At 69.0% G+C, this 22,410-nt stretch carries 22 protein-coding genes; 8 read left to right on the plus strand and 14 right to left on the minus strand.

The features are described 5' to 3' along the window. Positions 1 to 10 precede the first annotated feature (10 nt). Together A2G96_RS25675 and A2G96_RS25680 are read right to left on the minus strand one after the other, a co-directional pair. Positions 11 to 991: a Bug family tripartite tricarboxylate transporter substrate binding protein gene (locus tag A2G96_RS25675; RefSeq protein ID WP_062803009.1), complete on the minus strand. Its 981-nt coding sequence runs from the start codon at positions 989 to 991 to the stop codon at positions 11 to 13. A 112-nt stretch (positions 992 to 1,103) separates the two neighbouring features. Continuing rightward, entirely contained in the window at positions 1,104 to 3,077 is a 1,974-nt protein-coding gene (locus A2G96_RS25680; protein WP_062803010.1) for a PAS domain-containing hybrid sensor histidine kinase/response regulator, read from the minus strand. A 248-nt stretch (positions 3,078 to 3,325) separates the two neighbouring features. On the opposite strand from A2G96_RS25680, the gene A2G96_RS25685 reads away from it, so the two are divergent. From A2G96_RS25685 to A2G96_RS25695, 3 genes are read left to right on the plus strand one after another with little or no spacing between them, the layout of a single operon-like run. Next, positions 3,326 to 4,156 carry a Crp/Fnr family transcriptional regulator gene (locus tag A2G96_RS25685; RefSeq protein WP_062803011.1) on the plus strand — a complete coding sequence of 277 codons (831 nt, stop codon included), beginning with the start codon at positions 3,326 to 3,328 and terminating at the stop codon, positions 4,154 to 4,156. A gap of 31 nt (positions 4,157 to 4,187) precedes the next feature. Then, positions 4,188 to 4,508, plus strand: coding sequence for a flagellar transcriptional regulator FlhD (gene flhD / locus A2G96_RS25690; protein ID WP_231909746.1), 321 nt, complete (start codon positions 4,188 to 4,190; stop codon positions 4,506 to 4,508). A gap of 27 nt (positions 4,509 to 4,535) precedes the next feature. Next, the gene (locus A2G96_RS25695; RefSeq protein WP_062803013.1) at positions 4,536 to 5,378 is read left to right on the plus strand and encodes a hypothetical protein; all 843 of its coding nucleotides are present in this window, start codon (positions 4,536 to 4,538) and stop codon (positions 5,376 to 5,378) included. A 34-nt stretch (positions 5,379 to 5,412) separates the two neighbouring features. Here A2G96_RS25695 and gabD read toward each other — a convergent pair whose 3' ends face one another. From gabD to A2G96_RS25725, 6 genes are all read right to left on the minus strand, one after another. Further along, entirely contained in the window at positions 5,413 to 6,861 is a 1,449-nt protein-coding gene (gene gabD / locus A2G96_RS25700; RefSeq protein ID WP_062803014.1) for an NADP-dependent succinate-semialdehyde dehydrogenase, read from the minus strand. A 71-nt stretch (positions 6,862 to 6,932) separates the two neighbouring features. Then, positions 6,933 to 7,145, minus strand: coding sequence for a DUF3079 domain-containing protein (locus tag A2G96_RS25705; RefSeq protein WP_062803015.1), 213 nt, complete (start codon positions 7,143 to 7,145; stop codon positions 6,933 to 6,935). Positions 7,146 to 7,236: 91 nt separating this feature from the next. Further along, positions 7,237 to 7,452 carry a hypothetical protein gene (locus A2G96_RS25710; protein WP_062803016.1) on the minus strand — a complete coding sequence of 72 codons (216 nt, stop codon included), beginning with the start codon at positions 7,450 to 7,452 and terminating at the stop codon, positions 7,237 to 7,239. A gap of 107 nt (positions 7,453 to 7,559) precedes the next feature. After that, positions 7,560 to 8,771, minus strand: a complete 1,212-nt coding sequence (locus tag A2G96_RS25715) for an AI-2E family transporter (RefSeq protein ID WP_062803017.1) — start codon at positions 8,769 to 8,771, stop codon at positions 7,560 to 7,562. Positions 8,772 to 8,965: 194 nt separating this feature from the next. Next, positions 8,966 to 10,387 (minus strand): aldehyde dehydrogenase family protein, encoded by a 1,422-nt coding sequence (locus A2G96_RS25720; RefSeq protein WP_062803018.1) that lies wholly within the window; start codon positions 10,385 to 10,387, stop codon positions 8,966 to 8,968. Between the two features lie 30 nt (positions 10,388 to 10,417). After that, complete coding sequence (locus A2G96_RS25725) at positions 10,418 to 11,329, minus strand: TauD/TfdA dioxygenase family protein (protein ID WP_062803019.1); 912 nt, start codon at positions 11,327 to 11,329, stop codon at positions 10,418 to 10,420. 188 nt (positions 11,330 to 11,517) lie between these two features. Between A2G96_RS25725 and A2G96_RS25730 the strand changes: the two genes are divergently transcribed. Then, the gene (locus A2G96_RS25730) at positions 11,518 to 12,228 is read left to right on the plus strand and encodes a GntR family transcriptional regulator (protein ID WP_062803020.1); all 711 of its coding nucleotides are present in this window, start codon (positions 11,518 to 11,520) and stop codon (positions 12,226 to 12,228) included. A gap of 183 nt (positions 12,229 to 12,411) precedes the next feature. Here the strand turns inward: A2G96_RS25730 and A2G96_RS25735 are convergent, their stop codons facing one another. The 4 genes from A2G96_RS25735 to A2G96_RS25750 form a co-directional block, all read right to left on the minus strand. Further along, the gene (locus A2G96_RS25735; RefSeq protein WP_150124245.1) at positions 12,412 to 12,753 is read right to left on the minus strand and encodes a hypothetical protein; all 342 of its coding nucleotides are present in this window, start codon (positions 12,751 to 12,753) and stop codon (positions 12,412 to 12,414) included. A gap of 64 nt (positions 12,754 to 12,817) precedes the next feature. Next, a complete protein-coding gene (locus A2G96_RS25740) occupies positions 12,818 to 13,342 on the minus strand; it encodes a host attachment protein (RefSeq protein WP_062803022.1) in 525 nt (174 codons plus the stop codon). 215 nt (positions 13,343 to 13,557) lie between these two features. After that, positions 13,558 to 15,126, minus strand: a complete 1,569-nt coding sequence (locus A2G96_RS25745) for a sulfatase-like hydrolase/transferase (RefSeq protein WP_062803023.1) — start codon at positions 15,124 to 15,126, stop codon at positions 13,558 to 13,560. A 48-nt stretch (positions 15,127 to 15,174) separates the two neighbouring features. Further along, positions 15,175 to 16,152, minus strand: coding sequence for a Bug family tripartite tricarboxylate transporter substrate binding protein (locus tag A2G96_RS25750; protein ID WP_062803024.1), 978 nt, complete (start codon positions 16,150 to 16,152; stop codon positions 15,175 to 15,177). A 96-nt stretch (positions 16,153 to 16,248) separates the two neighbouring features. Here A2G96_RS25750 and A2G96_RS25755 point away from each other — a divergent pair, with 96 nt between their 5' ends. Continuing rightward, the gene (locus tag A2G96_RS25755; RefSeq protein ID WP_062803025.1) at positions 16,249 to 16,809 is read left to right on the plus strand and encodes a MarR family winged helix-turn-helix transcriptional regulator; all 561 of its coding nucleotides are present in this window, start codon (positions 16,249 to 16,251) and stop codon (positions 16,807 to 16,809) included. Between the two features lie 20 nt (positions 16,810 to 16,829). Here A2G96_RS25755 and A2G96_RS25760 read toward each other — a convergent pair whose 3' ends face one another. Continuing rightward, a complete protein-coding gene (locus tag A2G96_RS25760) occupies positions 16,830 to 17,771 on the minus strand; it encodes a LysR substrate-binding domain-containing protein (protein ID WP_062803026.1) in 942 nt (313 codons plus the stop codon). A 162-nt stretch (positions 17,772 to 17,933) separates the two neighbouring features. On the opposite strand from A2G96_RS25760, the gene A2G96_RS25765 reads away from it, so the two are divergent. The 3 genes from A2G96_RS25765 (at position 17,934) to A2G96_RS25775 (ending at position 21,241) form a co-directional block, all read left to right on the plus strand. Continuing rightward, entirely contained in the window at positions 17,934 to 18,926 is a 993-nt protein-coding gene (locus A2G96_RS25765) for a Bug family tripartite tricarboxylate transporter substrate binding protein (protein WP_062803027.1), read from the plus strand. Between the two features lie 64 nt (positions 18,927 to 18,990). Beyond that, positions 18,991 to 20,013, plus strand: a complete 1,023-nt coding sequence (locus tag A2G96_RS25770; protein ID WP_062804138.1) for a DUF1338 domain-containing protein — start codon at positions 18,991 to 18,993, stop codon at positions 20,011 to 20,013. Between the two features lie 13 nt (positions 20,014 to 20,026). Continuing rightward, positions 20,027 to 21,241, plus strand: coding sequence for an aminotransferase-like domain-containing protein (locus A2G96_RS25775; RefSeq protein ID WP_062803028.1), 1,215 nt, complete (start codon positions 20,027 to 20,029; stop codon positions 21,239 to 21,241). 28 nt (positions 21,242 to 21,269) lie between these two features. Here the strand turns inward: A2G96_RS25775 and A2G96_RS25780 are convergent, their stop codons facing one another. Continuing rightward, on the minus strand, positions 21,270 to 22,094 hold the full coding sequence (locus A2G96_RS25780) for a FadR/GntR family transcriptional regulator (RefSeq protein WP_062803029.1): 825 nt from the start codon (positions 22,092 to 22,094) through the stop codon (positions 21,270 to 21,272). Between the last annotated feature and the right edge of the window lie 316 nt (positions 22,095 to 22,410).

The following is a 22,410-nucleotide window of genomic DNA, read 5'->3' on the forward strand; positions in this document are numbered from 1 at the left end:
GAGTGCCTTGTCAGTTGTCGAGCTTGATGTTGGCGGACTTGATCAGGCCGTCCCATTTCTCGTACTGCGCGCGGATATAGCTGCCAAACTGTGCCGGCGTAGCGGGGAAGGGCACCGTGCCCTGGCTGGCCAGCCTGGAGGCCAGGTCCGGCTGCTTCAGCGCGGCGACGATCTCGCCGTTGAGGCGGTCGATCACGGCCCTGGGCGTGCCCGCCGGCGCCGCCACGCCGAACCATGCGGTCAGCTCGTAGCCGGGCACGCCGGCGGCGGCCAGCGTCGGTACGCCGGGCAACTGCTCGGACGGCTTCTGCGTGGTCACCGCCAGCGCGCGCACGCGCTTGTCGCGGATATACGGCAGTGCGGTGGAGACGCTGTCGAACATCATGGTGATGCGCCCGCCGATCAGGTCGGTCATGGACGCGGCGCTGCCCTTGTACGGAATATGCGTGATATCGACGCCGGCCAGGTGCGTGAACAGCTCGCCCGCCAGGTGCGACGACGAGCCGTTGCCGAACGAGCCGTAGGTCAGCTTGGCCGGCTCCTTGCGCGCCAGCGCCAGCAGTTCCGGCACGGTGCGCGCCGGCACGCTGGGATGCACCACCAGCACATTGGGCAGGTAGGCGACCGACGCCACCGGCGCGAAGTCCTTGAGCGGGTCGTAGCCCGGCTTGTCATAGAGGCTCTTGTTCACCGCGAGCGAGCCGAAGGTGCCGAACAGCAGCGTATAGCCGTCGGCCGGGGCCCGCGCCACCGCGATCGCCGCCAGGTTGCCGCCGGCGCCGGGGCGGTTTTCGATCACCACCGGCTGCTGCAGCCGTGCCGACAGCGCGTTGCCGATCTCGCGCGCCAGCAGGTCGGTGGCGCCGCCCGGCGGGAACGGCACCACCAGCCGCACCGGCTTGTCGGGGTAGTCCGCCAGCGCGGTCCCCGCGGCGGTGGCCGCGCATGCAAACAGCAGCCCCATGGCCGCACGCCTGATCCAACCCTGCATCGCTGTCTCCTTTCCTTGATCTGTTGCGATGGAACGGGCGTCAGTGTGTCGCAGCGGCGGCGCGCGCGGGTTCGGGATTGGCGAAGGTCGGGTTCGGCCGGATGCGCGCCGCTCAGCCAGGCTGGCGCAGCCGCGCGATGGTGCTGAACAGGGTTTCCAGCTCCACCGGCTTGACCAGGTGCGCATCGAAGCCGGCGGCCTCGGTTTGCTGCCGGTCCGTGGGCTGGCCGAAGCCGGTCAGCGCGACGAAGCGGGTCGCTTCGGTGCCCGCCACGCCGCGCATCGCGCGCACCACCTCGAAACCGTCCATGCCCGGCATGGCCAGGTCGATCAGCGCGATATGCGGACGGCAGCGCGGCGCCACGTGCAGGGCCTCGGAGCCGTCGTAGGCGATGGTCACCTCGTGGCCGCACATCTCGAGCAGCATCGCCAGGCTGTCGGCGGCGTCGCGGTTGTCGTCGACCAGCAGGATGCGCTGCACCTGCAGGTCGGCCTTGTCCTGGCCGGCGGCGGGCAGGGCGGCGTGGTGCGCATCGTCGGACCGGCGCGCGGCCGGCAGCGGCAGCCGTACCGTGAAGGTGCTGCCCAGCCCCGGCCCGGCGCTGCTGGCCGCGATGGTGCCACCGTGCAGTTCCACCAGCGAGCGGCACAGCGACAGCCCGATGCCCAGACCGCCTTGCACATCGGTGCCTGGCCGGCTCTCCTGCACGAACAGCTGGAAGATGTCGTCGAGCGCATGCGGCGAGATGCCGCGGCCCTGGTCTGTCACCCGGATTTCCAGGGTACGGTTCTGCACCGCCGTGGCGATCGTCACCACCGTGCCCGGCGGTGAAAACTTCGACGCATTGAGCACCAGGTTCTGCAGCACCTGCACCAGCCGGGTCTTGTCTGCATCCATGCGGATGGTGCCGGGCGCGCCCTGCACATCGACGCGCTGCGACTTGGCATCGAGCGCCGGGCGCGCGCCCTCGATCGCCAGCGCAAGGATCTCGTCGAGTTCCACCGGCGCGGTACGCAGCTCGATGCGGCCGGAGGTGATGCGGCCGATATCGAGCAGGTCGTCGACCAGCCGGCTCAGGTGCGTCACCTGGCGCTCGATCAGGGCCAGGCTCTGGTTGGCCAGCGCGCCGTCGCCCGGGGCCAGCCGCATCGCGGTCAGCGCGCTGCGCACCGGCGCCAGCGGATTGCGCAGCTCATGCGAAAGCGTGGCCAGGAACTCGTTCAGGCGCTGGCTGGAACGTTCCAGCTCTTCGCGGCGGCGCCGTTCGCTCATGTCTCGCGTGACCTTGGCAAAGCCGCGCAGCGCGCGCGAATCGTCGTAGACGGCGGTCAGCGTGACATTGGCCCAGAACAGCGAGCCGTCCTTGCGCACGCGCCAGCCCTCGTCCTCGATGCGCCCGGCACGCCGGGCCAGGTCCAGGTGCCGCGCCGGCTTGCCGGCGGCAATGTCTTCCTGCGGATAGAACAGCGAGAAATGACGGCCGATGATCTCGTCGCGGCGGTAGCCCTTGATATAGGACGCGCCTGAGTTCCAGCTGACGATATGGCCGCCGGGATCGAGCATGAAGAGTGCGTAGTCCTTGACCCCCTCGACCAGCAGGCGCAGCGATTCCTCGCTCTGGCGCAGCGCCTCGGCGGCGCGGCGCTGCTCGGTCAGGTCGCGCGTGACCTTGCCGAAGCCGATCAGCCGGCCGTCGGCGTCGCGCAGGGCGGTGATGATGACGTTGGCCCAGAAACGGCTGCCGTCCTTGCGCACGCGCCAGCCCTCGTCCTCGAAGCGGCCCAGTTCGGCGGCGGCTTTCAGTTCGGCGTCGGGCCAGCGCCGGGCCACGGCATCGGGCGTATAGAAGTGCGAAAAGTGCTTGCCCAGGATCTCCTCGCGCCGGTAGCCCTTGATGCGCGCCGCGCCCTTGTTCCAGCTGGACACATGGCCACCCTCGTCGAGCGTGAAGATGGCGTAGTCCTGCACAGCTTCCACCAGCGTCCGGTAGAGGGTATCCGCGGCGAGCGGAAGGTCCGGGCCGCCGGCGTCGGGGGTGCTGGCGTTGCCGGCTAGCGGCTGCGAATCGTGGGGGCGTTTTGTCATGGGATGGGTTGGCGACGTGCCGGCGCTGCCGGCGCATCGGGTCCTGATGGTGCGGTAAGGATACGCCTGCTTGCGCTTCGCCGGCACCTTCCCGGTCGGCCAAGTGCAGCACGGACGCCCCGGCAGGCCGGCGCACGGCAAGGTCGGACGCTTCCGTGCCGGGAATCAGAATGTACGGATTGTCTGGCCAGGGCGGCTCCATAGAATGGACGCACGAGGTTCTCAAGGTCTCACAGCCCACAGCGCCGATGACACAGTCCGACGATCGCCAGCCGCAGCGCGCAGCCATGCCGTGCAGCACGTGTTGCCTGATGGCCGGCGTCTGCCCTGATTGCGCGCCGCCCGGCCAGGTACGCGGCGTGCCCGGCCTGACCAGCGTGACCGGAGCAAGCGGCATCGAAGCGGCGCAACGCATGGTGCGCCTGCGCAAGGGCGAGTTCCTGTATCTGATGGGAGACCCGGTGACATCGGTCTATGCGATACGCGCCGGCACCATCAAGACCCATGTCACCACCGAAGACGGGCGCACCCAGGTGGTCGCCTTCCACTTTCCCGGCGACATGGTTGGGCTGGACAGCCTGGTCCGCCCGCACTATGCGTCGTACGCCACCGCGCTGGAAGACACCAAGCTGTGCCTGTTCGCCGCGGACGCGCTGCGCGTGGCCGCGGCCACGCTGGCGCCGCTCGGCAGCCAGTTGCTGCTGGCGCTGGACGGCCAGCTGCAGCGCGCGCGCGCGGTGCAGACCATGCTGGCACTGATGACCGCCGAGGAGCGGCTGGTGACGTTCCTGCTGTGGCTGGCGGACGGTTTCGCGCTGCGCGGTTTTTCTTCGTCGGCCTTCGTGTTGCGCATGAGCCGCGAGGAAATCGGCAGCTATATCGGCCTGACGCTGGAAACGGTCAGCCGGCAGTTCTCGCGGCTGGCCGAAGGCGGACTGATCACGGTACGGCACCGCACCATCACGCTGCTCGACAAGCCCGCGCTGCGGGCCATTGCCGCGCGCCCGATGATCCTTGCCCATGCGCCCGCGCCGAGATTGCGCATGGCGGGCGGAGCATCCGCACCGGTGCATGGGTGACATGGAACAGGACAGGTCCTCTTGCGCAAGCGTGCCGGACACGCAACCGGAAACGGACGCCGGCTGCCTGCGGCAGATCGAGGCGCTGAACCTGTCCTACCTGCTGCTGGTACAGCGGCTGATGCGCGAGAACGAGGCCGAGGCGCTGTTCCGGCTTGGCCTGGGGCGCGAGGCGGGGCGCCAGCTGGCCGCGCTGACGCCGGCGCAGACCGTCGCGCTGGCGCGCTCCGGCCGGCTGCTGTACCGGTTCCGGCTGGAGGACAGCCAGCTGGTGGCCGCGCTGACCGGGCCCAGGCCGCTGCACACCTTGCAAGGCATGCATGCCGCGATCGTCATGGCATCGCGGGATTGACACACGACTTCTGTAATCGGAGGGAATATGACAGGCAATGCGGGCAATGCGATAGCGCATGTCGATCTGAAGCGGATTACCACGGCCGCCGACCGCCGCGGCGGGTGGCTGCACGCGGTCGGCCGCACCGAAATCGCGGGCACGCTGCAGATGCAGGACATCGTCCAGGCCCTTGGCGCCGAGGCCGCCGAACAGCGCTGCATCGAAGCCGGGCTGGAAACGCTGGCCATGGCGGGACATCCGCCGGTCCGCGCGGTGGTTTTGGTGGGCCAGGGCCGGCAGCCGGCGCTGGATTTCTATGTCGACGCGGACATCAAGACGTGCTGCACGCTCGACCGCACGCTGCAGCAATGCATTGCCAGCCGCTTCACCAGCGTACTGCCGCCCGGGCTGGCGGTGCAGGTGCTGCCGCTGGCGGTCTATCCGCGCGAAGGCGGCGGGCACGAGCCGGGGCCCGAGGCGCACGCCTGGGGCGCGTGCGCGCGCGAGCTGCTGTCCGGTGGCGAGATGCAGCAGCGGCTCGCGGTCGTGTGCGCCTACCTGTCGGTGCTGCAGGACGCGCAGGGCCTTGCCGAGCGGCTTGGCTTCCTGCAGCAGAACCTGCTCGACCAGGGCCAGGAGGCGCTGTCGTGGCGCCTGCGCCGGCACCGCAGCGTGGAAGGACGCACGCTGGCGCAGGCACTGGAGGGGCTGGCCCGGGCCGCGGACGGGGCGCTGTACGAGTTCGGCACCCGCTACAGCCGGGAGCGCGCCAGCTACCAGATTGAACAGATGCAGCACGTGCACGACCAGATCGCGCGCTTTCGGGACAGCTGCCGGCTCGCGCCTGCGCAGCCCGGCCCCCGGCACGCCGTGCGGACGGCGGGCTGAGGGCGTGCAGAGGGCGTGCAGAGGGCGTGCGGGGTCAGATGCCGGCCATGCAGGTGTACTTGATCACCAGGTAATCGTCGATGCCGTAATGCGAGCCCTCGCGGCCCACGCCCGATTGCTTGACGCCGCCGAACGGCGCCACCTCGTTCGAGATCAGGCCCGTGTTGACGCCGACCATGCCGTATTCCAGCCGTTCCGAGACGCGCCAGACCCGGCCGAGGTCGCGTGCATAGAAGTAGCTGGCCAGGCCGAACTCGGTGTCGTTGGCCATGGCGACCACGTCGTCCTCGGTGTCGAAGCGGAACAGCGGCGCGAGCGGGCCGAAGGTTTCCTCGCGCGCCACCAGCATGCCGGGCGCGACGTCGGCCAGCACCGTCGGCTGGAAGAAGGAGTGCCCCAGCGCATGGCGCTGGCCGCCCTGCAGCAGGCGCGCGCCCTTGCCGAGCGCGTCGGCGATATGCTCTTCCACCTTGGCCACGGCCTTGTCGTCGATCAGCGGGCCGATGCGCACGCCGTCGTCCATGCCGTTGCCCACCTTCAGCGCCGCCACCGCGGCCACCAGCTTCTGCGCAAACGCCTCGTACACGCCGGACTGCACGTAGATGCGGTTGGCGCAGACGCAGGTCTGGCCGGCATTGCGGTACTTGGAAACGATCGCGCCTTCGACGGCAGCGTCGAGGTCGGCGTCGTCGAACACGATAAAGGGCGCGTTGCCGCCCAGTTCCATCGACACCTTCTTGATGGTGGCGGCGGTCTGCGCCATCAGCACGCGGCCGACTTCGGTCGAGCCGGTGAAGGTCAGCTTGCGCACCAGCGCATTGCTGCTCATCTCGCCGCCGATCGCGCTGGCCGAGCCGGTCACCACCGACAGCACGCCGGCGGGGATGCCGGCGCGCTCGGCCAGGGCCGCCAGCGCCAGCGCCGTCAGCGGTGTCTGCGAGGCGGGTTTGACCACCATGGTGCAGCCGACCGCCAGCGCCGGGCCGGCCTTGCGGGTGATCATGGCGGCGGGGAAGTTCCACGGCGTGATCGCGGCGCAGACCCCGACCGGTTCCTTGGTCACGACGATGCGCTGGTTGCTGACCGGGGCGGGAATGGTATCGCCATAGACGCGCTTGCCTTCCTCGGCAAACCACTCGATAAACGAGGCCGCGTAGGCGATCTCGCCGCGTGCCTCGGCGATCGGCTTGCCCTGCTCGGCGGTCATGATGCGGGCCAGGTCTTCCTGGTTCGCCATGATCAGCTCGAACCACTTGCGCAGCAGCGCCGAGCGTTCCTTGGCGGTGCGGGCGCGCCATGCCGGCAGCGCGCGGTTGGCGGCCTCGATGGCCTGGCGGGTCTCTTCGGCACCCAGTTGCGGCACCTGGCCGACGCGCTCGCCGGTGGCGGGATTGGTGACGTCGATGCGGCGCTCGCCATCGATCCAGCGGCCGTCGATCAGGCATTGCTGCCGCAGCAGTGAAGAATCCGTGAGGTTCAGCATGGTTGTCTCGGTGTATGCCGGCAGTAGCGCCGGTTCTTTGTCGTTGGGCGGAGACAACGATTGTAATCCCGCTACCCGGGGGTGGTCCCGGACGGTGCCGGGGCGGGCGGGGCCTCGATGCCCCAGTCGCCGTATTCGAGCCAGTCGTCGCCTAGCAGTTCGATGGGGTGCTGGGTGCGGCTGGAGCCGTTGCCGCAGCGCATCGAATCGACCGGGCAGTATTGGTCGCAACCCCAGCAGATGCGCTCGGGATGGCTGGGATGGATGGGAAATTTCTTGGCCATGATGGCCCATTATGTCGACGCTTCCGGACCCCGGACTTGTGCGGGATCAAGGCGGCACCAACAGTGCTGTGACCCCGGGAAATCGTCGAGATCAACGCCAGCCGTCGGCGTCGAGGCGCGTCCAGCGGTCCGGTACTTCACCGTCGTCGGATGCAAGCAATAGTGTCTCGCCGCAGTGGCCGCAGCGGTACACAAACGCATTCTGTCCGCTCGCCATGCGCAGCGTCGCCGATATCGCCAGCCGCGGATGCGGCGGCACATGGCCGGGGCGGTCGAGTTGCGACTCGCACAGGTCGCATAGAGACATGGTGTTTTTCCTCCGCGCGAACCGCTGTGCCCGATAATGCTGTGGTGCAGCATTCGCTGTTTCAGTATAGCGGTGCAGATTCGAAGCGACAGGTGCGCGAACGCACCTTATTCGCCAAGGAACTCTGCTACCACTTCCATGCCTTCGATGTGATCCGCTACCACCTTGGCGATGGTAATCAGCGGGATCGCGAGCAGCATCCCCCACACGCCCCACAGCCATGTGAACAGAAGCAGTGCCACGAACACCGCCACGGCGTTCATGCGCGCCATGCGCCCGGTCATCCACGTGGTGATGACCGAACCGATCAGCGTGGCGATCAGCAGCGAGCCGCCGGCCGCGGCGGCGGCCATGCCCAGCGTGCCGAACTGCATGAACGTCGCCATGCCCAGGCACAGCGCGATCGCCAGCGCGCCGAAGTAGGGCACCAGGTGCAGCGCCGCCGCCGCAATCGACCAGCTGCCGGCGTTGTCGACCCCGAGCCATTTCAGCAGCAGCCAGGTACACACGCCGAGGCCGACGTTGGTCACCAGCAGCATCCCCATATAGCGGCGGATCGAGCGGTTGACCTCGTCCAGCATGTGCACGCTGATCTTCTTCTGCGAGATAGTGGTGCCGACCATCTTGATGAACTTGCGCTTGAAGGTATCGCCGGCAAGCATCAGGAAATACAGCAGGAACACCACCACCACCGCCTGCGCCGCCATGGTGAAGATGCTGACCGAGCCGGCCAGCAGCATGTTGTTGATCTGGCCCGCCGACTGCTCCACCACTACCTGCGTGCCGCGCGCCGGCGGCGGCTGGCCGGTGCCGCTGAGCACGGTGGCGGCGCGGCGTATCTTCTGCCACATCGAGTCGTCGCCGCTGAGCAGCGCGCCGACCGAGCGCGACAGCTTGCTGGCCATCTCCGGCAGGCTGTTGACCATCGACTCGACCTGGCCCTGCAGCAGGTAGGCGCCGCTGAGCAGCGCTGCCAGCAGCGCCAGCAGCACCAGGGTGCTGGCCAGCGAGCGTGCCAGCCCCAGCCGCTGCAGCGCGCACACCAGCGGATCGAGCAGGTAGGCCATCACCACCGCAATCACCACCGGCACCAGGAAATCGCGCGCCACGTGCACGGCGTACAGCGAGAACAGCACCGCCAGCACCATCAGCGCGGTGCTGGCGCGATGCAGCGCGGCGGCGACGGCGGCATCGGTCAGCAGCGCGGGCGCTGGCGCGGACGGGTCCGTGGCCGCCCCGGCGGGGCGGCCATCGTCGCTGCGTAGCGGGACGGGCTGCGCGGGCAGCCCCGGGGCGGTGGGATCGGGAACGGTCGACATAGCCGGGCGCTTCGGCAAAAGGCCTGGCGCTACCCTCGAAGATAGCTTGCGGGCAGGCGTTGGACTGTCGGACGCCGCCGCCTGCCGCTGTCAGACAAGCGCGGCAGCGCGCGTGCAGGCGCCGCGCAAACGACACCGCCCGGCGGCCAGCATGGCGCTGGCGGCCGGGCGGCGCGTGGCAGGACCGGGCGACTTCAGCCGGTCACGGTCTTGGTCTCGAGGAACTCGGCGATGCCTTCGGGGCCGTACTCGCGGCCGTTGCCGGAAGTCTTGTAGCCGCCGAAGGGCGCGGTGATATCCATCATCGCGCCGTTGATGCGCACATTGCCGGCGCGCAGCCGCGCGGCCAGCCTGCGCGCGCGCGCCGGGTCGGACGAGGCGACATAGGCGGCCAGGCCGAAGTCGGTGTCGTTGGCGATGGCCACGGCTTCGTCTTCGCTGTCGTACGGCAACAGGCACAGCACCGGTCCGAAGATTTCCTCGCGGGCGATGGCCATGTCGTTGCGCACGTCGGCAAAGATGGTCGGGCGGGCATAGAAGCCGCGCGCCAGGCCTTCGGGACGGCCCGGGCCGCCGGCGGCCAGCCGTGCGCCTTCCTCGAGGCCGACGCCGATCAGGCGCTGCACCTTGTCGTACTGCCCGCGATTGGAGATCGGGCCCATCTTGGTCTCGGGGTCCGTCGGATCGCCCACCTTCACCGCATTGGCAACCGCCGCCGCGATCTGCACCGCTTCCTCGTAGCGTGCGCGCGGCACCAGCACGCGCGTGGGCGCCACGCAGGTCTGGCCCGAATTGACCATGCACTGGGCCACGCCGCTGGTCACCGCGGCCTGCAGGTCGGCGTCGTCCAGCACGATCAGCGGCGACTTGCCGCCCAGCTCCTGCGCCACGCGCTTGACCGTGGGCGCGGCGTTGATCGCCACTTCGACGCCCGCGCGTGTCGAGCCGGTGATCGACACCATGTCGACCCCGGGATGCGACGACAGCGCGGCGCCGACCACGCGGCCTTCGCCATAGAGCATGTTGAATACGCCCGGCGGCGTGCCGGCGGCATCCATGATCTCGGCAAAGATCTGCGCGTCCAGCGGCGCGATCTCCGAGGGCTTGAGCACCACGGTGCAGCCGGCCGCCAGCGCCGGCGCCACCTTGGCCGCGATCTGGTTCAGCGGCCAGTTCCACGGCGTGATCAGCGCGGCCACGCCGATCGCCTCGCGCAGCACCACGCTCTTGCCGCGCGGGCTTTCGAAGGCGAAGTCGCGCAGCGCCTGCAGCGTCGCCTGCAATTGACCCAGCCCGATCGCCGCCTGCAGGTTGGTGGCCAGCGTGATCGGCGCGCCGATTTCCTGGCGCACCGCCTGCGCCAGGTCGGCCATGCGCGCCTGGTAGGCGGCGATGATGCGCTCGAGCAGCGCGATGCGGGTTTCGCGGGTGGAGACCGACCACGCCGGGAAGGCCGCGCGCGCGGCGGCGACGGCGCGGTCCACGTCCGCGGCGGTGCCCATGGCAAGCCTGCCCGCCACCGCTTCGGTGGCCGGGTCGATGATGTCGGCCTGGGTGGCGCCTGCAGCGGGCTGCACCCATTGGCCCTGGATATAGAACTTGTCGACGTTATGCATGTCCGGTTGCCTCGATGGATTGGTTTTCGGTCAGACCGGACGGTCGCCGATGATGGTGGCGCGGTTCATGTGGCGCACCGCGGGGAAGTAGTCCTGCACGGCGTAGTGCTGGGTGGAGCGGTTGTCCCACAGCGCGATCGTGTCCGGCTGCCAGCGCAGCCGCACCTGGTATTCGGGCGCGGCGGCCTGGCGGTACAGGTACTGCATCAGGTCCAGTTCCGCGGGGCGGAAATCCGAACCGAAGCGGTACGGCTGTTCCTTGGCGAAGTTGGCGAAGTGCGTGGTGAAGGCCTCGTTGACGAACAGGATCTTCTCGCCGGTTTCCGGATGGGTGCGTACCACCGGGTGCACCATGGGCGGATACTTGGCGCGCATCTCGGCGTATTTTTCCTCACTCAGCGCGGTGCCGAATGCCGGCATGGCGTCGTGCACCGCCTTCAGCCTGGCGATGCGGTCCTTCATCTCCTGCGGCAGGTTGTCGTAGGCCGCGGCCATGTTGATCCAGATGGTGTCGCCGCCGACCTCGGGGCACTCCAGGCAGCGCAGCATCGAACCCATCGACGGGATCTCGCGCCACGACACATCGGAGTGGTACAGGTTCTCGCGGCCGCGGGTCTTGTCGTTGCGGCCGAACACCACCAGTTCCGGATGCTCCGGATGGTTGGTGAACATCGGGTGGACCTCGAGTTCGCCGAAGCGCCGCGCCACCGCAACGTGCTGGGCCGGCGTGATGGCCTGCTTGCGGAAGAACAGCACCTTGTACTTCAGCAGTGCGCGGCGCAGCGAGAGATAGGTGTCGTGGTCCAGCGTCTCGCGGAAATCGATGCCCTCGACCTCGGCGCCGATGGTCGGCGTGCAGCGGCGCACGGTGAACGGAAAGGGCTCGTGCTCGAGCGCCCGGTAGTCTTGCGGGCTGATGGTGGCCGGTGCGGTGTCTTGCATGGTGGTCTCCTTGGTAGTGTTGTGCCAATGCAGGTGAGGGGTGGGGACGCGGAGCGCTGGTGACGATGGATACTGCCATCACCTGTCATAACAGGTCAATAGGTTGGGACCTTACCTGTCATGATAGGTATAATCCGCCGCAATCATTCGCATCACCCAGTTCGGAGCCGCCCTCGGGCGGGATACACGTGGCACTGCCCAGGTTCAAAGAGATCGAAAGCGAGATTCGCCAGCGCATCGCCAGCAACACCTTCGGCCCAGGGGCGAAGCTGCCGTCCGAGGCCGAGCTGATGGCCGAGTTCGGCGTCAGCCGCATCACCGTGCGGCAGGCCCTGTCCGGCCTGCACAACGCCGGGCTGATCGAGAAAGTGAATGGCAAGGGCAGTTTCGTCACGCGCCCGGCCGATACCCCCAGCCTGGGCGCGCTGACCGGCTTCTACGAGACCGGCCGGGCGCGGGGCCGGCTGGCCTACGGCAAGCTGGCGTCGGTGCGGCTGTTGCGGGCGCCGCCCCATGTGGCGGCGGCACTGGGACTGGAGCCGGGCGAGAAGGTGCTGAGCGTGGCCACGGTGCGCTACTGGGACGACGTCGCGGTCGCGTACTTCAACCTGATGGGGCCCGAGCCGCTGATGCGCCGCCTGGTGCAGGAAGATGTCGAGACCAACGACGCCATGGCACTGTTCGAAAGCCGGCTGGGGTATCGCTTGCGCGACGTGGCGATGGAAGCCAGCGCGATCGCGGCGCCGGCCGACGTGGCCCGCAAGCTCGGCGTCGACCAGGGGCTGCCGCTGTTGCGCCTGCGCTGCACGCCGCACGATATCGAAGGCACGCCGCTGTTCTGCGCGGACTTGCTGTTCCGGCCGGACCGCTATGCCTACAAGTGGACGCTGACGCGCTGATGTGCTGAGCCCAGCGCCGGCTGGTTGCAGCATGCGCCGCCAGGGCGCGACGCTCCGGTGATCATCAGGTACCCGCGCGGTAACTTTTACCGGCCGCGCGTACTTCTTACTGTGGCGCAGGCACGCACTGCGCGGTGCGCGCGTCGGCGCAGTGCTGCACTGCGCCCGTCCCAATCTGGTACGTCAGTTGCGTCTTCTCCAGTGCAGCGGCGCCGTCGGCGCCCCGCCGGCAGGCTGTGCCATGCAGCAAGGCTTGCCGCCAATCTGCCAGATGGAGGACAACATGAGAACACCCTTGCGCATCGGCACAGCCTTGCTCGCACTTGGCATCCTGGCGGGCTGCACCGCCACCGGCAGCACCAGCGGCTCCGGCTCGCTGTCCGGATCGGGCTCGGTGACGGAACAAAACCGCAGCCGCAGCACGCCTGGCGCGAGCACGTCCACCGGCACCTCGGGTGCGACCAGCACCACCAGCCCAAGCGGTACTTCGAGCGGCGGCAGTGGCGCCGCCAGCGGTTCCGGCACCGCCCGCTGACCGCGGCGCAGCCGCCTGCGCCAGCACGGGCGGCTGCGTTGTGATGTCATCCCGCTAACGGTCGCGGCCGGTATTGACGCGTTCGTCGCGCCGCGCCGGCACGATGCCTTCATCGGCCAGCCGCTGCTGCAGGTCGTTGTTGGCGACGTACTTGAAGTCCTTGTCGATTTCCCGGGTGACCACATCGGTCACGCCGGGCGGCAGGGCTTTGCGCAACAGCCCCAGGAAGCGCGGCGCCGCGATCAGCGCCAGTTCATCGAAGCGCTGCTTGTTGCGCGCGTCGTCGAGGTAGTCGGCCACGCGCCGGGCAAACAGCTGCGCTTCCTGGTGCAGCTCGTCCTCGCCCGCCGAAGACGTGACGGTCGACGGTCCTACCTGGTGGGCGCCGGGGTGTCCCGCGTCGCCCTGGACGGCAGCCTGGCCGCGGCGGCCGTAGGCGTCGCGGCGCAGGTCGGCACGGTCGGCGTGCGCGGCCACGTCGGTGATTTCCTTGACGACTTCGAGCGGGGCGCTGTCGCCATGCGAGGCAAAGATGCGGGCGACGGATTCGTCCGCCACCAGGATCCAGATGTTCTTCATGATCGCTCCGGTTGCCGGCCCCGAACACAGGGCCCTCCGGCACCTGTTGCAAGGGATACGCCATCCGGTGCGCGCCCGGGCGTTGGCGGTAGCAGGCCGCGCGCGCGGCCCGGGATGCCGGCCGCGGCACACGGTTGCAGTATCGACAGGCAAACCGTGCAACTTTTTCAGGCAAGCGGCGCTGGCCGCGCCGGGCTCGGCCGGCGGCGATCCGGCTACCAGACGCCGAAGAACACGCCGGCCTGCTTGTACACATTGGTCTTGGCCGCGACCTCTTCGTTGGTCACCGTCACGCGCGGCTTGAGCGTGCAGAACCAGTCCAGCAGGCGCAGCCGCATGGCGCTGCGCACGGCTTCATGCCCGGGATCGGCGCCCAGGTCGAAGTACTCCTGCGGATCGTTGTGCAGGTCGAACAGCTGCGGCCGGAACCCCTGCCAGTGCACGTATTTCCAGCGCGCGTCGCGCACCATCCAGGCGCGGCATTCGCCGGGATGGCGGCCCAGCGCGACACGCGCGCCGCGGTAGGCATAGTCCAGCTCGGAGACCACGGCATCGCGCCACGCACCCGCACCCTCTCGCGCGGCGGCGCGTGTCAGGTCCAGCAGCGAGCGGCCTTCGACGCGGTGGTCGGCGGGCGGCAGCCCCAGCGCATCGAGCACCGTCGGCACCACGTCGACCGCGCTGACGAGGTTCTCCTGCGCGGTGCCGCGGGTCGCGTCGGCCTGCGGCGAGGGGTCGTAGACGATCAGCGGGATGTTCTGCACGGTGTCGTAGAACTGCTCCTTCTCGCCCAGCCAGTGGTCGCCGAGGAAGTCGCCATGGTCGGCGGTGAAGACGATCAGCGTGTCGTCCCAGCGCCCCAGCCGTTCCAGCTGCTCCCACAGCAAACCGAGCCGGTCGTCGATCTGCTGGATCAGGCCCTGGTAGGCAGGGCGCACCGTGTCCGAGACCTCGGCGCGCATGAAGTTGGCGCATTCCTCCTGCGTGCGATACGCCGACAGCACCGGATGCGGGTCTTCCAGTTCGGCCTCGTGGCGCTGCAGCGGCAGGCAGTCGTCCAGCGCATAGGCGGCGTGGTACGGCGCGGGCGCGAGGTAGGGCCAGTGCGGCTTGACCAGCGACAGGTGCAGCACCCACGGATCGTCGCCGCGCGCGGCGATGTACTGCATGGCCTGGCCGACGGTGTAGGCGGTCTCGGAATGCGGCTCGGCCACGCGCGCCGGCAGTCCGGCGTTGCGCATGTGCCAGCCGGAGACGATCTCGCCTTGCGCGTTCTCGGCGCTGATCACGTAGTCGGTCCACGGATCGGCGCTGTCGTAGCCTTGCCGGCGCAGCCAGTCGGCGTAGGCGCTGCGCGGCTCGGCGTGATGGCCGTCGTGGCGGTCGACTTCGGTGAAGTGGCCGCTGCGCAGCAGCGTCTCCAGCTCGGTGCCGCCGTCCAGGTGCAGCCGCTTCAGGTTGGCGTTGTCGGGCATCACATGGGTCTTGCCCGCCAGCGCCAGCGCGCGGCCGCTGTCCTTCAGGTATTCGCCCAGCGTGACTTCGCCGACCGACAGCGGCACGCGGTTCCAGGTGGCACCGTGGCTGCTGACGTAGCGGCCGGTGTAGAAGCTCATGCGGCTGGGGCCGCAGACGCCGGAGGTGACATAGGCGCGGTCGAAGCGCACGCCGCGCGCGGCCAGGGCATCGATATTGCGCGTGCGCAGCGTCGGGTGCCCGTAGCAACCGAGATGGTCGCGCCGCAGCTGGTCGCACATGATGAAAAGGGTATTGCGGATCGTCATGGGCGGATCGTCATGGTCGATAAGGTTGCGGGAAGCCGGCTGGCGGCATCAGTCGCCGGTATAGCCCGATGCCCTGACCACCGGCGCCCATTTGGCGGCGTCTGCCTTCAGCACGCCGGCGAAGGCCTCGGCGGACCCGGTGGCCGGTTCGAGCCCCAGCTTCAGGAATTTGTCGCGCACGTCGGGCGACTGCACCGCCTTGACGATGGCGGCGTTGAGCCGCTCCAGCGCCGCGCGCGGGGTGCCGGCCGGCGCCAGCACGCCATAGCGGCCTTCGCCCTCGATGCCCTTGTAGCCGAGTTCGGTAAAGGTCGGCACGTCCGGCAGCGCCACCGAGCGGTGCGTGCCCGAGGTCGCCAGCACGCGGATCTTGCCGGCGCGATGCATCTCGGTCAGGTCGGCCAGGGTGTCGACCGAGGCCGGCACCTGCCCGCCGACCAGTGCGCTCATCAGCGGCGCCGAGCCGTTGAACGGCACGTGCAGCATGTCGACGCCGACCTGCTTGCCGATCATCAGCCCGAAGAAATGCGGAATGCTGCCGAGCGCGGGCGACGCGTAGGAATTGTTCTGCGCACCGGCCTTGATCCACGCGACGTAATCCTTCAGCGTGCGCGCCGGGCTGCCCGGACCGGTGGCCAGCGCCAGCTGGAAGTTGGCGGCCTGCGCCACCGGCGTGAAGTCGCGCTGGATGTCGTAGTTGAGCTTGCGGTAGACCAGCGGCGCGATGGTCATCACTGCCGAGTTGGCGACCACCAGCGTATTGCCATCGGCCGGCTGCGTGCGCGCGTAGTCCATCACCAGCCGCCCGCCGGCGCCGGGCTTGTTCTCGATCACCACGGTCTGGTTCAGGGTCTCGCGCAGCTTGTCGCCGACCAGGCGCGCGGCCAGGTCGGCGGTGCCGCCGGCGGGGTAGCCCACCAGGATGCGCAGCGGCCGGTCGGACTGCGCGCTGGCCGGCGCGGACCAGGCCGCGGCGGCTGCCAGCAGGCATGCGGCAAGGCGGTGAACGAAGTTGCTGGGGCTCACGGTGTCTCCTGTCTGTTATGCGCCGGCGGCCGGCATGGAGAGGAAGCTAACACCCGTCGATATAATTGACAAAGTCAACTAAATCGGGGGTGTGGCATGGCGCGCGAGAACATCGGGAACGACAGCAACCGCCTGCAGCGGCCCCGCCGGCTGGCCGATTTCATCAACTACCGGGTCTACCATTTGAACCGGGTCGCGCTGGGCGCGGCGGCGCTGCACCTGCGCGCGCGGGCGGGCGTGACGCGGCGCGAATGGCGCATGATTTCGTTCCTGGGCGAGCAGCCCGGTACGCGGCTGACCGAACTGGCGCAGAGCGCCGGCCTCGACAAGGTCCTGGCCAGCCGCGCCGTGCACGCCTTGGTGGTGCGCGGCCTGGTGCGCCGGGAAATACGTTCGCACGACCGGCGCGCGGCCGCTTTCACGCTGACGGAGGAGGGCGAGGCGGTCTACCGCACCGCCTTTGCGCAGGCGCGTGCCTTCAATACGCAGCTGGCCGCCTGCCTGACGGCCGAAGAGGCGCGGGTGCTGTCGCGCTGCCTCGACAAGCTGCAGGCGCAGGCCGGCGCCATGCTCGCCGAGGCCCAGGCCTTGCCGCAGCCTGCGGGCGAGGCGCCGGCGTGGGAGCTGCAGCGGGTGTGGCGCGGGGAGAAGGGATAGGCCACGCCCGCCTGCAGCCTTCAACCCCGCGCGGCTGACTTCGGTCCTGCAGAACCCATGTCCTGGCCCTCGGCAAAGGCCGAGGCCGCCTCCAGCAGCCAGCTACGCAGATGCTGCATGGCATGGCTCATCGGGCGCGTATCGGGCTGGACCAGGTAATACGCGCTGGTGGAGCGCAACGAGCGGGCCACGGGGCTCACCAGCTGCCCGCTCGCCAGGTACTCCTCCACCAGGAAACGCGGCACCAGGCCGATGCCCAGGCCGGCCCGCGCCGCGGCGATGACCATGCTGTGGTGGTCGAAGCGGGCGCCGCGCATGGCGTTGACGTCGTCGATGCCGGCCGCCTCCATCCATTGCTTCCAGCCGAAACTGCGCGTGGCCAGGTGCAGCAGCGGCGCATGCGCGATGTCGTGCGCGTCGAGGCGCTTCTTGCGGCCGAACAGCTGCGGGTGGCACACCGCCACGGATTCCTCGCCGAACAACAGGTCCGCCCGCGCGCCGGGATAGACCGCTTCGCCGAAATGGATCGCCGCGTCGTAGGGCGTGCCGTCGAACAGGAACACGTCGGACTGGGCGCTGATATTGACCACCACCCGGGGATGGCGCGCGTAGAAATCGGGCAGCCGCGGGATCAGCCATTCGACCGCCAGGGTCGGCACGCACGCCAGCTCGACGGTACCGCCCGCGCCTTCGTGCGCCATCACCTCGAGCGTGTCGCGCTGCAGCTTGCGCAGCATTTCGCGCACCTGGACGCTGTACAGCGCACCGGCCGCGGTCAGCGTGATGCGCTGGTTGGCGCGGTGAAAGAGTTGCACGCCGAGCAGGCTTTCCAGCGCGGCAATCTGGCGCGAGACCGCGCTTTCCGTGATGAACAGGTCGGCGGCGGCGCGGCGCAGGTTCAGGTGCAGCGCGGCGGCTTCGAAGGCGCGCAGGCTGGAAAGGCTGGGAAGGCGTTGCCGCATCGCGGGAAGGGAAGGGTAGTTGATGACATAAAGTCATCATCCTATACCGAAATCTCGCTTGAACCGGCGGACTTGATGAGAAATGATTCAGCCCTGGTCCCGCGGCCCCCACCATCGCGGCACCGCCATAACGACAACCATCAGGTAGACAGGAAAACAACAATGAAACGCTTGTTCAGCGCGCTGGCCGCCGGCACTTTCGCCTTTGGCATGACCCTTTCCGGCATCGTCGCCGCCGACGATTTCCCCGGCAAGCCCGTCCGCATCATCGTGCCGTATCCGCCGGGCGGCACCACCGACATGGTGGCGCGGCTGGTCGGCGAGCGGCTCGCGCTGCAATGGAAGCAACCGGTGCTGGTGGAGAACCGCCCCGGCGCGGGCGGCATCGTCGGCACCGGCGTCGCCGCCAAGTCCAGCGCCGACGGCTATACGCTGCTGATGGGCTCGGTGGGCGAGTTCGGCATCAACCCCACCCTGTACAAGAAGCTGCCCTATGACGCCGCGGCCGATTTCGCGCCGGTGACGATGGTGGCGCGCGTGCCCAACGTGGTGGTGCTGTCGCCGGCATTTGCCGAGCGCGCGCAAGTGCAGACGCTGGCGGAGTTCATTACCTACCTGAAGGCCAACCCCAGGCGCGTCAACATGGCGTCGGCGGGCAACGGCACCTCGACCCACCTGGCCGGCGAGCTGTTCCAGCGCATGACCGGCACCGAGATGAGCCACGTCGCCTACAAGGGCAGCAGTCCGGCGATTGCCGACCTGATGGGCGGCAGCGTCGACGTGATGTTCGACAACCTGCCGGCGTCGCTGCCGTTCGTGCGCTCCGGCAAGCTCAAGGCGCTGGCGGTGACCACGCCGGCGCGCTCGTCGGCGCTGCCCAATGTGCCGACCGTGGCCGCCGCCGGCCCGGTGCCGGGCTTCGACGCCAGCCCGTGGTTCGGCCTGCTGGCGCCGCGCGGCGTATCGAGCGCGGTGGCGCAGAAAATCAGCCAGGACCTGGCGCGCGCGCTCGGCGATCCCGCCGTGCAGTCCCGCATGCGCGACCTCGGCGCGGAGCCGGCGCCGAGCACGCCCGAAGCCTTCGCCGAGGTGCTGAAGAAGGACCGCCAGAAGTGGGGCGAGATCGTGCGCCTGTCCGGCGCTTCGGTGGACTGAGTCTGGACTCAAAGCCGTCATTGATTTTCATCTCGTTATCAGGCCGATGGGCCTTCCCTGCATCATGAGCAACAACATCAACCAACTCGTTTCCCTGCACCTTGGCGCAACCGGCGCCGAACGCCTGTCCGCGCTGGTGAGCGCGCCCGCGCAGCTGCCGGCCGGCGCAGCCGGGCACCCGTCGCGCGCCGAGATTGCCCACGCGCTGAACCTGGTGCTGTTCGCCGGCATCCTCGAGCGCGTGCCGACCGGCAAGGCCTACACCGAAGACGTGGCCGCCGCCGGCGGCAAGGTCCACTTCGACCATGGCGCGCTGCGCACCGTGCGCTGGCCCGACCATGGCGCGCTGCCCGCCGGCGAGGCCGCGTTTACGCGCATCCTGCGCCCGCTGGGCTACCGCCTCAACGGCACCTATCCGCTCGACCGCATCGGCATGACCGGGCGCTCGTACGCGCATGAAGACGCGCCGGAAGAGATCGCGCAGTTCTTCGTCAGCGAGCTGCATCCCGAGCGTTTCAGCGCAGGGTTCCAGCAGGCGGTCAGCCGCGTGCTCGAAACCTCGGTCGATCCGCTGACGCCGCGCGCGCAGGCGCTGCTGTGGGAACTCGAGCGCGAAGGGTCGCTGCCGCTGGCGGAGGCCGGCGAGCTGATCGGTGCGCTGGCGCGCTGCTTCGAGCGCCATCACGCAGCGCCGCGGCTGGCCGACTACGAGGCGCTGCTGGCCGAATCGGCCGAGATGGCGTGGATCGCCACCGAGGGCAATGCCTTCAACCACGCCACCGACCGCGTCGAGGACGTGTTCGCACTGGCCGAGGCGCAGAAGCGCCTGGGCCGGCCGATCAAGGACAAGGTGGAAGTGTCGCGCAGCGGCCGCGTGCGGCAGACCGCGTTCCGCGCCGACCCGGTGCGCCGTACCTTCGTCGGCGCGGACGGCGCCGAGGTGGTGCGCGAGGTGCCGGGCTCGTTCTACGAGTTCATCACCCGCGACCGCTACGTCGATGACACGCAGGCGGTCACGCGCACCGACCTGGGCTTCGATGCGGGCAATGCCCAGGGCATCTTCAAGATGACCGCCGCGGCATGCTGAGGGCGGCCTGACCATGACTGCCGCCTACCCGTTCGTCCCCGCGCTGCGCGAGCCGGAAGGTTCGCCGATCCGCGAGCTGTTCAAGTACCTGTCGGATCCGGAGATGATCTCCTTCGCCGGCGGCTACCCGTCGGCCGCGCTGTTCGATGCCGACGGCATCGGCGCGGCGTCCGCGCAGGTGCTGCGCGAGCGGCCTGCCGAATGCCTGCAGTACGGCGCCACTGAAGGCGCGCCAGGGCTGCGCGACGCCCTGGTGGCGCTGATGGCGGAGCGCGGTGCCGCCGTGACGCGGGACCAGCTGCTGGTCACCAGCGGCTCGCAGCAGGGCTTCGATTTCCTGGTGCGCGCACTGGTCGAGCCGGGCAGCGTGGTGCTGGTCGAGGAGCCGACCTATTCGGCGACGCTGCAGGCGCTGCGGCTGGCGGGCGCCGACGTGCGCGGCGTACCGTCCGACCAGCACGGCATGGACGTCGACGCGCTCGCGGCCATGCTGGCAGACGGCGCGGTGCGTCCGCGGCTGATCTACACCGTGCCGACCTTCGCCAACCCCACCGGCACCACGCTGTCGCCCGAGCGCAGGCTGCGGCTGCTGGAACTGGCGGCGCGGCAACAGGTGGTGCTGGTCGAAGACGATCCCTATGGCGCGCTGAGCTTCGACGGCGCCGCGCCGCCGTCATTGCTGGCGCTCAGCGACCAGGTGTCAGGTGCCCGTCCGTGGCTGGTGCACCTGGCCAGCCTGTCGAAGACGCTGGCGCCCGGCCTGCGTATCGGCTGGATGGTGGCCGAGCCGGAAATCATCCGCCGCGCGGTGATTGCCAAGCAGGTGTCGGACCTCTGCACGCCGCCGTGGATCCAGCTGGCGGTCGCGCAATACCTGGCGGACGGCCGCCTGCCCGCGCAGGTGGAGCGCGAGATCGCGTTCTATCGCGACAAGCGCGACCGGCTGGCCCAGGCGCTGTGGCAAGCCTTCGGCGAGCGCATCCGCTTTGCCTTGCCCGCCGGCGGCATGTTCCTGTGGGCAGCGCTGGAAGGCATCGACGACGCGGCCGCGCTGCTGCCGCATGCGATCGCGGAAAAGGTGTTGTTCGTCCCCGGGACGGGCTTCTACGCGCAGCGGCGCGCACGGCCCGCGTTCCGGCTGTCGTTCGCGGGTGCGGCGCCCGAGCAGATCGCCGAAGGCGTGGCGCGGCTGAAGCGGGCGGCGATGCGCCTGGATGCGGCTGGCTGACGCGATAGCGGGTGCGCCTGCGCGCGGTTCATTCGTCGTCCGCCGGCAGCATGCGGCCGCGCCGCGGCATTTCGGAGTCCAGCACCAGGCGGCCATGGACGCGCCCGTTCATGCGCGTGACGTAATGCGTGCACTCTTCCATATGCGCCGACATTAGCGCGCGCACGGTATCGGCGTCGCGCCGGCGTGCCGCCTCGACGATGCGCTTGTGGAACTTGACGTTGGCCGCGCCGAATTTCTCGTGCTCGCAGGCCGGGGTGTCGTTGCCGAACACCACCAGCTGGCGGATCATCTCGTTGATCAGCTCGCATGAGAATCGCAGCATCGGGTTGGGGTTGGCGGCGGCCAGGATGTCGTGGAAGGTCAGGTCTTCCTGGCGCTGGTCCAGCAGCGGCGTCGCCGCCGCGGCCGAGGCCGGGTCGCACAGGTCGATGGTGCGTTCCAGCGCGCGGAAATCGTCATCGGTCAGATGCGGCACCGCGCCGGCGGCCAGCTCCGGCTCCAGCAGCCGGCGCACGGTGTAGATGTCGGCAATGCCGACGTCCTTGAAGAACAGGTAGTTCTGCATCAGCTGGAAGGTGCGGTCCAGCGGCACTTCGACGATCGTGCCGCCGCCCGCCGGCCCGGTGCTGACCCGGATCAGCCCCTGCACCTCCAGCGACTTCAGTGCCTCGCGGATGGTGCTCTTGCTGACGGAGAACATCTGCTGCAGCTTGACCTCGTGCGGCAGCTTGTCGCCCGGGCGCAGGTTGCGCTGGGTAATCAGCCGCTTGAGCTCTTCCGCCACCAGGTCCGCGCGCTTCTGCTTGCGGATCTCGATGGCCCCGGTCTTGCCCTCCCGAAACATCGCCATTGCTCTTTCCTTGTCATGCGCCGCAAGCCATGAAGGCCGGGGCGCTTGCATTCTAGCCAAGCGCGCCGGCGCAGCGCCGCGGCTTGCCCCAGCCGCGTGCATGCTGCCCGCTTGGCTGGCATGGCCAGGCTCTGTGTCCGCACCAATCTGTCCGCCGTCGCCCCATTCGCCGGGCACATGACGCGATGCGCCGAGGTTGCGTAAACCCTGACCTTTCCTTTGTTGACAACGATTCCGGCCGACTCCTAAGATGATTCTATTCTATTTATACGTATAAATAGAATAAACAGGTTCGATTCTTGCTCGGGCAGTGTCG

The organism is Cupriavidus nantongensis, assembly GCF_001598055.1.
Taxonomy (GTDB): domain Bacteria; phylum Pseudomonadota; class Gammaproteobacteria; order Burkholderiales; family Burkholderiaceae; genus Cupriavidus; species Cupriavidus nantongensis.

Bases quoted from the DNA above. Each gene is read 5' to 3' on its own strand.
- A2G96_RS25675 (WP_062803009.1), bottom strand. From the start codon at position 991: ATGCAGGGTTGGATCAGGCGTGCGGCCATGGGGCTGCTGTTTGCATGC.
- A2G96_RS25680 (WP_062803010.1), bottom strand. From the start codon at position 3,077: ATGACAAAACGCCCCCACGATTCGCAGCCGCTAGCCGGCAACGCCAGC.
- A2G96_RS25685 (WP_062803011.1), top strand. From the start codon at position 3,326: ATGACACAGTCCGACGATCGCCAGCCGCAGCGCGCAGCCATGCCGTGC.
- A2G96_RS25695 (WP_062803013.1), top strand. From the start codon at position 4,536: ATGACAGGCAATGCGGGCAATGCGATAGCGCATGTCGATCTGAAGCGG.
- gabD (WP_062803014.1), bottom strand. From the start codon at position 6,861: ATGCTGAACCTCACGGATTCTTCACTGCTGCGGCAGCAATGCCTGATC.
- A2G96_RS25705 (WP_062803015.1), bottom strand. From the start codon at position 7,145: ATGGCCAAGAAATTTCCCATCCATCCCAGCCATCCCGAGCGCATCTGC.
- A2G96_RS25710 (WP_062803016.1), bottom strand. From the start codon at position 7,452: ATGTCTCTATGCGACCTGTGCGAGTCGCAACTCGACCGCCCCGGCCAT.
- A2G96_RS25715 (WP_062803017.1), bottom strand. From the start codon at position 8,771: ATGTCGACCGTTCCCGATCCCACCGCCCCGGGGCTGCCCGCGCAGCCC.
- A2G96_RS25720 (WP_062803018.1), bottom strand. From the start codon at position 10,387: ATGCATAACGTCGACAAGTTCTATATCCAGGGCCAATGGGTGCAGCCC.
- A2G96_RS25725 (WP_062803019.1), bottom strand. From the start codon at position 11,329: ATGCAAGACACCGCACCGGCCACCATCAGCCCGCAAGACTACCGGGCG.
- A2G96_RS25740 (WP_062803022.1), bottom strand. From the start codon at position 13,342: ATGAAGAACATCTGGATCCTGGTGGCGGACGAATCCGTCGCCCGCATC.
- A2G96_RS25745 (WP_062803023.1), bottom strand. From the start codon at position 15,126: ATGACGATCCGCAATACCCTTTTCATCATGTGCGACCAGCTGCGGCGC.
- A2G96_RS25755 (WP_062803025.1), top strand. From the start codon at position 16,249: ATGGCGCGCGAGAACATCGGGAACGACAGCAACCGCCTGCAGCGGCCC.
- A2G96_RS25760 (WP_062803026.1), bottom strand. From the start codon at position 17,771: ATGCGGCAACGCCTTCCCAGCCTTTCCAGCCTGCGCGCCTTCGAAGCC.
- A2G96_RS25765 (WP_062803027.1), top strand. From the start codon at position 17,934: ATGAAACGCTTGTTCAGCGCGCTGGCCGCCGGCACTTTCGCCTTTGGC.
- A2G96_RS25770 (WP_062804138.1), top strand. From the start codon at position 18,991: ATGAGCAACAACATCAACCAACTCGTTTCCCTGCACCTTGGCGCAACC.
- A2G96_RS25775 (WP_062803028.1), top strand. From the start codon at position 20,027: ATGACTGCCGCCTACCCGTTCGTCCCCGCGCTGCGCGAGCCGGAAGGT.
- A2G96_RS25780 (WP_062803029.1), bottom strand. From the start codon at position 22,094: ATGGCGATGTTTCGGGAGGGCAAGACCGGGGCCATCGAGATCCGCAAG.